Genomic DNA, 10,815 nt, shown 5'->3' with positions numbered 1-10,815 from the left:
GTGGGCGCGCGACCGGGCGACCTTCGGGCGAAGACAAGCGGCATTGGCCGATCGAGGCCAAGGAGAGCATGCGCTGGCTGGAAGGCTTTGCGCGCTGCGCCGAACTGGCGGAGACCCTGCCCGACACCCGCCTGATCTACGTCGCCGACCGGGAATGCGACATTCACGAGTTCATGGTCCGGGCGCAGCGAGAACCGGGCATCGACTGGCTGATTCGGGCCACCCACGACCGCTGCCTGGCCGAGGGCGACAAGCTGTGGAGCCGGCTGGCTCAAGCGCCGCTGTTGGGCGAGGTCGCGTTCACCCTCCCGGCCCGGCCGAACCGACCGAGCCGGCCGGTGGTGCTGACGGTGCGGGCCGAACGGGTCACCTTGTCGCCTAAGGGGGCCGAATCGGTGACGGTCACCGCGCTGCGGGCGCGAGAAGCCTCCACGCCCGACGGGGTCGAACCGCTCGACTGGCGCCTGCTGACCAACCGCCCGGCCACCACCTTGGCCCAGGCGGCCGAGTTGCTCAAATGGTACGGAAGCCGTTGGAGCATCGAGGTTTTTTTTAGAATCTTCAAAACCGGTTGCCGGGTGGAAGCCTTGCAGCTCAGCACCGTGGAACGCTTGGAACCGGCCTTGGCCTTGTACCTGATCATCGCTTGGCGGATTCAGTACCTGACCGCGCTGGGGCGGGCCGCCACCGACCTGCCGTGCGATGTAGTCCTGGATTCGGCCGAATGGCGGGCGGTTTACATCGCGATTCACCGCCACCCTCCACCAGCTCTCCCGCCGTCGCTGCCGGCCATGCTCGGCTGGATCGCCCGCCTGGGCGGTCATTTGGGGCGCAAATGCGATGGACCACCCGCTCCCCAAGCCCTCTAGATCGGCTTGCAGCGGGCGCGCGATCTCGCCTGGGGGATGGAATTGGCTTCCGATCTCCATGCCCAATCAACCGGTTAGAGATGTGTGGAATCGACAGCATCTATAAGGTATATGAGCTACCAATCATGATCGAGCGGCGCTATGATGTCGTTTATCAATCGAAACAATCTTACTACGATATTCTGAAAGAAGCGGGACTGAGTTGGCATCGAACTCAGGCGACGAACCCGAAAAAAGAAAAGGGTCTGGTGTTGCTGAAACAAGAGGAGATTAAAAAAACTGGAGGCTCGGCAGGCAGAAATAGCAGAAGGTCAAGTCATTGTTTATGCTCAAGATGAGTGTCATTTGTTGTGGGGCGATACGACAGGGTACGTGTGGGGTCGGCGAAACGAAAAAACGGGAGTCCCGATTCAAAACATCAAACAAAGACAAACCTATTATGGCGCGTTGAATCTTTATCATCGTGATTTTGTCCTGATGCCTCACGATGGTGGGAATAGTAAAAATACTGTTGCTTTTATCAAGCACTTGCAAAATCTCAATCCGGATAAAAAGCTCATTCTGATTTGGGATGGAGCTAGTTACCATCGTAGCGAAGAAGTTCGCACGTATTTAAATCAAGTCAATGAAGATTTGGAAGAGAAAAACTGGAAAATTACTTGTCTATTATTTGCACCGAACGCTCCCGAACAAAACCCAGTTGAAGATGTGTGGTTGAGAGGGAAAAATTTCTTGCGAAAGCATTTTTACAAGAATAAAACATTTCGACAAGTAAAGAGATGTTTCTCTGATTTTATCAATCAGCAGACTTTTGATTTCAATAAGATTGATTGGTATTTTAAAAAATTCCACAATCTGTATAGGAAAACTATATAAGGAAATGGTATAATCTACCATTTTCGACATGCGTAATGCGCTGTCGACGGATGCACTCGCAACACCCACTGCGCTGAGTTTCTTCAGCTTCGCATCGGGCCACGCCAACCTTTTCGAGAGCCCGCTTGCAAGCCAGGAGTCCTCGCACATAGACACAGCCAACAAAAAACCGGCGGGGATCACACCGCCGGTCTTGTTAGGTGACTGGCAAGGAAGAGAGATTACCTCTTGCCGTGTTCGAGACTCACTGTGTCGTAGTAGTTGCCGGCTGTGGCGGCTTTACCGTGACCTGGAGCGTTTCGCTGCTAATCTCGGGGCCAACGGTAGAGAAGAAGAAGTCCACGCTGCCATCCGTGGGCAAATCGTTGACTTGCAACACCAGATTGGCATACCCGCCCGCACCGCTGGCCAGCGTGGATGGAGTCACCGACGCCGTGGGTGTGTGCAAGTTGGCAACCGCGCGTGCTTGGGCGGCGGCAATCTTCGCATTATCCAACGTAGTCGCCAGTCCCTTTTGCGTAGCGCATTTTTCCGGGTCTCTCTCAACCACGGCTTCCGGGTTCGCTGGATCCGCGATTAAATCGCAGACCCCTGGGTTAGCGGCGACGAACACATCATAAGCAGTTTGCGCGCTTACCAGGGCTTCCTCCGCCGCGATCGCCGCCGTTTCAGCCGGATCACTAATGACGATCTCCACCGCGATCGGCACACCAGGAAGCGGGGTGCGAACCAATGTACCTCCAGAAGTGATACCGCCATCCAACAATTGCAACGTAACCGGCAAACTGACTGCCGTCCCTGAAGCCACTTCCTGAGTGACCGTAATCAATCCCGGCCAAGGAACCAAGTCAATTGGCGCTATGGTAGCTACTTGCTGTGCCAGTTGCAGCGGTTGAGTTATAGTCAAAATGCTGTTATCCGACGTACCCAGATACCAATGCGTCATGACCGCACCCACCTTGCCGCCATTTCCTTCAGCCACCAGCATGAACCGCCGCCCTACCTGGCTCGCCGGATAATTCATGATGGTATTCGCCACACCACTGGAATCGGTCGTCACGATCACTTCCGTCAATCCGAACACCGGGCTATTGATCATGTTGAAGTTCATGACGTTACCCTTATGCGGCGCGCAACCAACCGTGTACCAAACGTTGGCGCCTACATTCTGCTGGGTCTGATTGAACGGAGTGTTGACGACCAGCATGTTCCCTGCCCGCCCGGTGATAATCCGGCTACCCACATGGTATTCCGCGCGCCCTTCCGAAGGTGAGGCGTTGATCGTGCTCGAATTCGGATTGATGATTTCGGGATCCTGCAACACTAGGAGACAAAGCGGATCGGCCACAGCGTATGAGACGCCATTCGGGACCACAAAGGGATTCAGCGTATCGCCAGCGACTCGCGACACCGTACGGTTGGGCGCGAAGAATTCCCAGCTCCCCTCCTGTGGATCGCCGTTGTACCCAGTGATGGCGAACTGACCGTGTCCTTGATCGGGATAGCGGTTCACCAGCATGTCCAACGGCGAATCGATCAGCCGGAAAGTGATCGGCGTGCCTGCGGGCGGCGGGTTGCCGTAGGGATCGCTGGCAATCACCGACACGAAACGCGTGAACATGCCATTCCACAAGGTATCCTTGGCCCCTTCGGCGGTAAATGGGTCTGCCAGCGTCGTGGGATCGACCAATTGGGCAGCCAAATTGTTTTTCCGTCCCAACACCGCATCCGTAAGCGGCCCGCTGAACGTCAGCGAAGACAGTTCGCCCGTCCCAATCGATACCGAGGCATAATTGGTGATCGGTATCTGAATACCGTTATCCACATTGTTATCCGCTCGATCCGCCGTCGCGGAAATCAGAACCGTGCCGGGCAGCGTACCGCTGTGTAAAGTCACAGTCGCCGCACCTCCGATGGGATCGGTCAGAATAGAGGTTCCTTCTTGCGCATTGCCCGCAGCATCGGTCGCGCTCAACCACTCACCACCGTTCGGCCGGTTCGGCAGCAGTTCGATTCGCAGCATGTGACCTTCGCCAGGATTGATCGACTGGCCGAAGTCATCCAGCACAAAGACTTGGAATAGCTTGAAATTCCGCTGCGCAACGGTGGTGGTGCCATCGGGATTGGTGCGGATATAGACGGGGCTGGTATCCATGACGAAATTGACCATGGCCGGCGAGCCACCACCAACGCCACCGGTACCGCCACCCGTCACATTGATGGTCAGATTGGCGCTGATCGCCTGCCCGGTATTCGGATCGGTGGCGGAAGCCGCCAGCACCACCGTCCCCGGCGTGCTATTGGCATGAAAGTGAGCCGTAACGACGCCATCGGTGTCTTCAAATGTCAGCCGGCGAAACGCCAAGGGATTGCCATTGTCATCTTCGTGCTCCGCGTTACCATCCAGGTAAAACAGCGCTCCACTGGAAAGACCCGAGACGATACTGATCGCAACGTTTGGCGCCGGAAACAGATTGCCATTCTTTTTAACAATGACGGTGATCGTATTGGTATATGGACCGCTCGGATTAACTCCCGCATTGGTGATGTTCAATGGCAGCGTGGTCTTATCGGCGGTCATCTCGACGGTAATCGGTTCTTGTCCGAAAAACCCGCCGGTAAACCCGCCGCCGCCACTACCATCAAAGCGGATGGCATCGCTACTGCCACCCCAGATGACCAACACGACGGCCAGCAACAATAACTCCGCAAAACCCGTTAACCGACTCAATAGTCGCATGGCTTATCTCCCCGCGATGAAATCATGTTGTTCTTTAAAGCGTTAACGTTCGGCCAGTGCACCGTTCTTCAAGATCTGCGGTGTCACGAAGATCAGCAATTCGCGCTTGGTATTGCTCTTGCCCGTCGTTCGGAACAGGTACCCCAACAAAGGAATATCTCCCAACAGAGGCACCTTGCTGACATCATCACGCTTGGTTTGCTCGAAAACACCGCCCAACACCACGGTTTCACCGTTGTTCACCATGACTTCCGTTTCGACTTCACGCTTATCGATGCTGACCTGCGCCCCGGTCGCAGTTGCCACGGTGGCACCCTGCTCATCCTTGGAAACCTTGAGATTCATACGGACACGATCATCCGGCGTGATTTGCGGCGTCACCTCCAATTTCAGGAAGGCATCCTTGAATTCGACATTGGTTCCTTGTTGGCTGACCGTCGAGTAAGGAATTTGCCGGCCTTGCAGAACCGTCGCCTTCTTCAGATCGGCGGTCACCACCCGGGGATTTGAAATGATTTCACCCTTGCCTTCGACCTGCAGCGCCGACAGTTCCAGGTCCACCAGATAATCCGCCCCCAGAATCGACATTGCCAACCTCGGCCCCGCTACCGGGAAATTCACCCCCAAGCGCTGATCGAGATCCGGTACCGTCACTGGGAAAGGCTGGCCAGTGCTGATCAAATTATTCACCGCACTGTCGACCATGGTACTAGTGCCCTGCAGGCTGCCGCTCAGCGTATTCACGCTGCTACCACCTTGATTGACACCGGTCACGCCAAAGCGAACACCCAGATCACGGCTGAAATCATCGCTGGCGATCACCACCCGCGAGTCGATCATCACCTGTCGGGTCGGTATATCAAGCTTAGTGACTAGATCGCGGATCTCTCCCAGCTTGTCGGGCACATCCTTGACGATCAGGGAATTGGTGCGCTCGTCGAACACCACATCCCCGCGCGGCGACAACATGGTTTGTCCCTTTTCACCGGCCTGCTTGAGCAAGGCCGCCAACCCCGCCGCCTTGGCATAATTCACCTGAATGATTTCGGTCCGCAACGGGATCAACTCCTGCACCGTCTTGTGCGATTCCAGATCCAGTTTCTCGCGGGCCGCGATTTCCTCGGTTGGGGCGATGAAGACCACATTGCCGTTCTGACGCATGGACAGACCCTTGGTGCGAAGGATGATATCCAGCGCCTGATCCCAGGGTACGTTCTGCAAACGCAACGTCAGGTTACCCTTCACGCTGTCGCTGACCACGATGTTCAGTCCGGTAAAATCCGCCAGAATCTGCAGGATCGCCCGCACCTCGATATCCTGGAAGTTCAGTGACAGCAAGTCACCCTTGTACTTCTTCTTGGATGGATCAAGCGCTGCTTCCTTCTCTTCTTCTTCCGCAGATTTCTGCGGCGGGCGCACCTCGATCACATATAAATCGTTGGCCTGATAGGCCAAGTATTCGAACGGTGGACTGGGCAGAATGCTCAAGCGGGCGTTGTTACCCCGGTTCAGCGCCTCCACGGTGGTGACCGGGGTGGCGAAATCGGTGACGTCCAGACGTCGCTGCTGGCCTTTTTTCAAGGTCGCCCCTTGGAAATCGGCGATGATCTGATTACCTTCCTGCCGCACATCCACCGGTATGCCCGGATTCGACAGCTTGACCGTAATCACGCCCTGCCCACCCGGGCCACGTCGGAAGCTGACATCGCTGACATTGCGCGACGCCGCAGCCGGGGCTTCGCTGCGTCGCGATGAGGATGAGGCGGCGGCGGCCACCGATGCCGTCACGGTAGGCGCCGGGGTCTTTGCGGCGCTCGCTCCCGCATTCTCCAAGGTCAACAACACGATGTTACCCTGCATTTGAACCTTATAGGGCACTAGCCGTGCCAGATTCAGCGAGGCACGGGTCCGATCGGACCCCTCCAGCACGCTGATCCGATCGGCAACACCAACATTGATGGATTGCTGCCGTGTGTTCAGGCCGTTGCGAGTATTCAAAAAATCCAACACGATGCGCGCGGGCTCGTTGATGGTAAACGTGCTCGGCGGCTGCGCGGGCGCTTCCGAAAGCCGGAAGCGAAGCTGTAAACGGTTACCGGCCAGCGGACTGATATCCACCGCCTGCAACACCGGTTCTCGTTCGGGAGCCGCCGCCAACGCTTCGGTCCACCCCCCCCCACAGCATTCCTCCAATCCAAAAAGCCGTAACCGCCAACATTGGCGACAGCCATCCCCCGCCCGGTCGCCGGTCATGTTGGCCTTCGCTCGTGGACCTGCTCGTCATGACACTTCCCCCTCGATCATTGGGTAAGCGACAGAAACGCATCCCGTTCCTGCCAGCGCCCGGGTCCATCCGGAACGATCTCCCGCAAATCTAACCGCTGCTCCGTGATATCGACAATCTTGCCGTGGTTGGTCCCCAGGTAATTATTGTTCTGTACCCGGTGCACGACACCATCGGGCGCCAGAATCAGCGCCCATAACTGGTTGTTACCCCCCCATGCGAAAAGTACCCATCATCTTGAGCGAGCCTAATGAGTACTTTTCCAGTTCTTCACGTACCCGATTGGGATCGGGTCGTACGCCAGTGTAGCTACCGCTTTGCTGGGCCGCCAACGCCTGCGTCAGCTCAAGTTCTTCCTCTTGGGCAAACGGCGCCACGATGAATGGATCCTTGACGCCCTGCGCGGTGTAGGCAAATGGCGTATAAGGCTTGATCTCCGGTGGAGGATCGGGCTTCTTTACCGGTGTAGTGCGCTTGGTAGTCTCAACAAACTGCTGCAAGTCGGTCATATCGCGCTGTGCACACCCCGCCACGACCAACGCCACGATCAGCAATGAAATAGCGCGGATAGCTGTGGCGAAACTCGGAAAAAAGCACGCGTTCATTTTTTGCCGATCCTCTTACCTTTTTGCTGACCCGCGCCTTTTTGCTGACCCGAGGCTGGCGCATCGGCTTCATCCATATAGCGATACGTCTGCAAGGTAGCCTGGATGCTGAGGGATTCTGCATCACCCGCTTTCTTGCCGCCCTTTGCCGCCTTATCGTTGGTGCTGGTCAGCGTCGCATTTTCCAGGGTCACGATCCGGGACAGCGCCGCAACCCCACTGACGAATGCGCCGAACTGATGATAAGTCCCCTGCGCCTTGATGGTGATCGGCTTAGCCGCATAAAAATCCCGAGGTTGTTCGGTCTCGGGCTTGAATAGCTCGAAGTCCAGACCGTTTTTCTTGCCGGTACTGGACACATCCTCCAGCAGATCAGGCATCTCCGTACCGGTCGGCAACTGCCGTAGCATCACTTCCAGTTCAGCCTCCATCTGCTTGAGCTGTGCCCGAAACGATTCCAGATTAGCCGCGACTCGCTGCTTTTCAATAAACTCCTGCCGCAATTGCTGCTCCTCGCGGGTCACCCGATCCAGCTCTTCCAAACGGTCACTGGTAAAGAAGTAATACCCCGCTCCCAGCACGGCGGCGATGACCAAGACGACCAGCACGATCTTACCGACCCAGGGCCAATCACCAGCTTCCCGTAGATCGAAGTCGTTGAGGTTGATCTCCGACAGATTCATGTCTTACCCCCCCGCATCCGCCTTCTCCGCATCCAGTTTCAGCGGAACGACCAGTTCGAACACTCGCGCTTGCACATTATTCAAATCCTTGGTCTGAATAACTTGCAAGACTGGTTCGCCAAACAGCTTGGCATCCCGAATGTCGCGCATGAACTCGGAAATGATCAGGTCGGAGCGAGCGATGCCGTTGAGAGTCACCTGATTGCTGGTGGTCTTGAAAGCAGTCAGGTAAATATCCTGAGGAACCAGTCGGACCAACTCATCCAGCATCCGCACCATGCCGGGACGGCTGGCTTGCAATTTCTGGATGACGTTAAGGCGCTCCACAAGCCGGTTTCGGGTTTGTTGTAGTGCCTGGATCTCCTCGGCGGCTTTCTTGAGTCGGGCCAGCTCGCCGCGCAGATAACCGTTGCGCTCTTGCTGGTACTCGATGCGGTTGGCGATTTCGGTTTGCACCAGAAACACGATGCCGGCGGCAACCAACGCCGCCGTGACCAGCATCGCGACCAACTCGCGCTGTCGCTGAGCACGGCGCGCTTCACGCCAAGGCAGCAAATTGATGCGCGTCATGTCAGTCGAAACTCCTCAGGGCCAGTCCACCGGCAACCGCCAGCATGGGCGCGTCGCGCAACAAGGCGCTACTGTTCACCTTGGCGGCGCTGCCCATGTTCTTGAAGGGGTTGGCAACCACCGTGGCGATGCCCAGCACGTCCGCCAACACCCGATCCAAACCCGCGATCATGGCACCGCCTCCCACCAGGGCGATTGTATCTACATTATAGCGGCCCGAAGCATATTGGTCGGAGGAAAAAAAAGAACTGCAAGCCATGCCCGATCTGCTCGGCCAACATGTGCTTGAAAGGTTCATGAACGGCTGTGGCAAAATCCTCGGCCACCGGATCGGCGGAGCGTTTGGCCTGTTCGGCCTGCTCCCGAGACAAGCCATAGGTTTCAGCGATCCGAAGGGTGAGTTGATCGCAACCGAAACCCTGTTCGCGGGTAAAGATAACGCGATCCTGCTGCAGGATGTACAAATTAGTGATGGTGGCACCGATATCGATCAACGCGACCAGACCTTCTCGCGGTTTGTCCAGGTTGAGCGGCCCGCCGCCGCCAGTCTTGGGCAAACCCTCCATCAGCAGACGGAACGAGTTTTCCAAGGCATAGGCCTCGATATCCACGATCACCGGAACCAAACCCGCACTTTTGAGAGCGGCTTCCCGAGTATCCACATTCTCCTTGCGAGTGGCCACCAGCATGACATCCTGCATTTCGCTGCTGGCTTGGGACGGACCCTTCACCTCGAAATCCAGATAGATTTCCTCGATGGGGTACGGGATATACTGAGCCGCCTCGATCGAAATGTTCACTTCGACATCGCTTTCCTTGAATTCCGCCGGCATCGGTATGGTGCGCGTAATTACGCTGGAGGTAGGCACGGCGACGGCCGCGTGGCGCAAGCGGGTACCCGATCTGCGGCAAGCCCGCTTGATCGCCTCCCCCATCGCATCAGGATCGGCGGGGTTACGGTCCTCCATCATCCCCTCGCCCAGCGGTTCGACGGCGAAAGCCTCAACCCGGAATCGCGGTCCGGAACGGCTCAACTCGACCAACTTGATTGACGAGGAGCTGATGTCGATGCCCAGAATAGATTCTTTACGCTTGAACAGAGCCAAGTTACGCTTCCTCAACTGATCTGATTGAACGAATCAAACCTGTACCTTGGAAATATAGCAAACAAACTCGTCCGAAGCGCCGGGGAATGCCACAACCCGCCGCCATCGCCCCACCGGAGTTTGCCCATGGCCCGACGACGCCGCGACACCCCGCGACTCAAGATCCTCATGGCGCAGGAAAGCGCTCGAATCATGGTTGAAGAAGGAGTCCAGGATTTCCGCAGCGCCAAGCGCAAGGCCGCCATTCGCCTGGCGGTAACCGACAAGGCCGCTCTGCCGGATAACGCCGAGATCGAGCAGGCATTGCTCGATTACCAACGGCTGTTCCATGCCGACCGTCAAGCGCTGCGCCTGCGTGGCCTGCGCGAAACCGCCGTGGAAATCATGCTGTTTCTGGCGCGTTTCCGACCTCGGTTGGTTGGCCCGGTGCTAAGCGGCGCCGCCGGTCCGCATGCCGATATTGGTCTGCATCTGTTTGCCGATACGCCCATGGATGTCCTGCTGTTCTTGATGGAGCACCGCATTCCCTTCGATACCACGGAACGCCGTCTCAAACTGGGCAATGGCGATCCAATCTGCCTACCCGCCTTCCGGTTCGACGCCGACGGCAACCGTATCGACCTGACCGTTTTCGCGCCGTTGGCCGAACGGGAGGCGCCGCGCAGCCCAATCGATGGCCGCCCGATGCGGCGGGCGAGCCTAGCCGAGGTTCAGGCCCTGCTGGCCGAAGACCGGCAGGGGACACCACTCGCCGCACCCGAGCGCTGACATCAATCCGTCGCCCTGGCTAGGCCTTGTTGGCGGTGGCGTTTGGATGGGTGTCAACAAAGTGCTTGAGCACCAACTTCAACTGCAAGACCTTTTCAACGTGCCCGCGCCGGTTCGCATCCTCGATATCTTCTAAAATGATACGCTTGATCATCGGTACACCTTCCGGCGTATGCACCAGATAGCTACCCAGCTCCAAAGCCGCCATTTCTGGCAGATGCTCGTGCTGGGCGATGGCTTCGATCTCTTCTTCGGTCAGGTCGCTCAACTCCAAACAGTCTTCATAGGTCAACATGGATGTTCCCTCCTGAATC

General features: G+C 57.0%; 10 protein-coding genes and 2 pseudogenes. 4 read left to right on the top strand and 8 right to left on the bottom strand.

Features of this window, described 5'->3' with window-relative positions; translation table 11 throughout:
• From E4P82_RS01630 to E4P82_RS01620, 3 genes are all read left to right on the top strand, one after another.
• On the top strand, positions 1 to 869 hold an 869-nt coding region (locus E4P82_RS01630; protein ID WP_169247268.1), incomplete at its 5' end, for an IS4 family transposase.
• 125 nt (positions 870 to 994) lie between these two features.
• Entirely contained in the window at positions 995 to 1,207 is a 213-nt protein-coding gene (locus E4P82_RS01625) for a winged helix-turn-helix domain-containing protein (RefSeq protein ID WP_169247267.1), read from the top strand.
• A 7-nt stretch (positions 1,208 to 1,214) separates the two neighbouring features.
• Complete coding sequence (locus tag E4P82_RS01620; protein ID WP_169247266.1) at positions 1,215 to 1,745, top strand: transposase; 531 nt, start codon at positions 1,215 to 1,217, stop codon at positions 1,743 to 1,745.
• A 244-nt stretch (positions 1,746 to 1,989) separates the two neighbouring features.
• Here E4P82_RS01620 and E4P82_RS01615 read toward each other — a convergent pair whose 3' ends face one another.
• The 7 genes and pseudogenes from E4P82_RS01615 to E4P82_RS01585 all read right to left on the bottom strand — a co-directional run bounded on the left by E4P82_RS01615 (position 1,990) and on the right by E4P82_RS01585 (position 9,733).
• On the bottom strand, positions 1,990 to 4,443 hold the full coding sequence (locus tag E4P82_RS01615) for a hypothetical protein (protein ID WP_169247265.1): 2,454 nt from the start codon (positions 4,441 to 4,443) through the stop codon (positions 1,990 to 1,992).
• 84 nt (positions 4,444 to 4,527) lie between these two features.
• Positions 4,528 to 6,738, bottom strand: a complete 2,211-nt coding sequence (locus tag E4P82_RS01610; RefSeq protein WP_169247264.1) for a type IV pilus secretin PilQ — start codon at positions 6,736 to 6,738, stop codon at positions 4,528 to 4,530.
• A gap of 47 nt (positions 6,739 to 6,785) precedes the next feature.
• Positions 6,786 to 6,965: pseudogene (locus E4P82_RS23450) on the bottom strand (pilus assembly protein PilP); the annotation flags it as partial.
• A gap of 10 nt (positions 6,966 to 6,975) precedes the next feature.
• Positions 6,976 to 7,374 (bottom strand): pilus assembly protein PilP, encoded by a 399-nt coding sequence (locus tag E4P82_RS22685; protein ID WP_169247263.1) that lies wholly within the window; start codon positions 7,372 to 7,374, stop codon positions 6,976 to 6,978.
• The gene (locus tag E4P82_RS01595) at positions 7,371 to 8,057 is read right to left on the bottom strand and encodes a type IV pilus inner membrane component PilO (RefSeq protein ID WP_169247262.1); all 687 of its coding nucleotides are present in this window, start codon (positions 8,055 to 8,057) and stop codon (positions 7,371 to 7,373) included. Before E4P82_RS01595 ends, E4P82_RS22685 begins: the two co-directional genes overlap by 4 nt.
• A gap of 3 nt (positions 8,058 to 8,060) precedes the next feature.
• Positions 8,061 to 8,627 carry a PilN domain-containing protein gene (locus tag E4P82_RS01590; RefSeq protein ID WP_169247261.1) on the bottom strand — a complete coding sequence of 189 codons (567 nt, stop codon included), beginning with the start codon at positions 8,625 to 8,627 and terminating at the stop codon, positions 8,061 to 8,063.
• A gap of 1 nt (position 8,628) precedes the next feature.
• Positions 8,629 to 9,733, bottom strand: a pseudogene (locus tag E4P82_RS01585) (pilus assembly protein PilM).
• A gap of 126 nt (positions 9,734 to 9,859) precedes the next feature.
• Here E4P82_RS01585 and E4P82_RS01580 point away from each other — a divergent pair.
• Entirely contained in the window at positions 9,860 to 10,501 is a 642-nt protein-coding gene (locus tag E4P82_RS01580; RefSeq protein ID WP_169247260.1) for a hypothetical protein, read from the top strand.
• Between the two features lie 19 nt (positions 10,502 to 10,520).
• Here E4P82_RS01580 and E4P82_RS01575 read toward each other — a convergent pair whose 3' ends face one another.
• Positions 10,521 to 10,796 carry a hypothetical protein gene (locus E4P82_RS01575; RefSeq protein WP_169247259.1) on the bottom strand — a complete coding sequence of 92 codons (276 nt, stop codon included), beginning with the start codon at positions 10,794 to 10,796 and terminating at the stop codon, positions 10,521 to 10,523.
• Positions 10,797 to 10,815 lie beyond the last annotated feature (19 nt).

Source organism: Candidatus Competibacter phosphatis (genome assembly GCF_012939995.1).
GTDB lineage: Bacteria > Pseudomonadota > Gammaproteobacteria > Competibacterales > Competibacteraceae > Competibacter > Competibacter phosphatis.
Note: the sequence above shows the minus strand (reverse complement) of the source record. Positions and strands in the feature narration are given on the sequence as shown.

Coding starts and splice junctions, on each gene's coding strand:
- E4P82_RS01625 (WP_169247267.1), top strand. CDS start 995: ATGATCGAGCGGCGCTATGATGTCGTTTATCAATCGAAACAATCTTAC.
- E4P82_RS01610 (WP_169247264.1), bottom strand. CDS start 6,738: ATGACCGGCGACCGGGCGGGGGATGGCTGTCGCCAATGTTGGCGGTTA.
- E4P82_RS22685 (WP_169247263.1), bottom strand. CDS start 7,374: ATGAACGCGTGCTTTTTTCCGAGTTTCGCCACAGCTATCCGCGCTATT.
- E4P82_RS01595 (WP_169247262.1), bottom strand. CDS start 8,057: ATGAATCTGTCGGAGATCAACCTCAACGACTTCGATCTACGGGAAGCT.
- E4P82_RS01590 (WP_169247261.1), bottom strand. CDS start 8,627: ATGACGCGCATCAATTTGCTGCCTTGGCGTGAAGCGCGCCGTGCTCAG.
- E4P82_RS01580 (WP_169247260.1), top strand. CDS start 9,860: ATGGCCCGACGACGCCGCGACACCCCGCGACTCAAGATCCTCATGGCG.
- E4P82_RS01575 (WP_169247259.1), bottom strand. CDS start 10,796: ATGTTGACCTATGAAGACTGTTTGGAGTTGAGCGACCTGACCGAAGAA.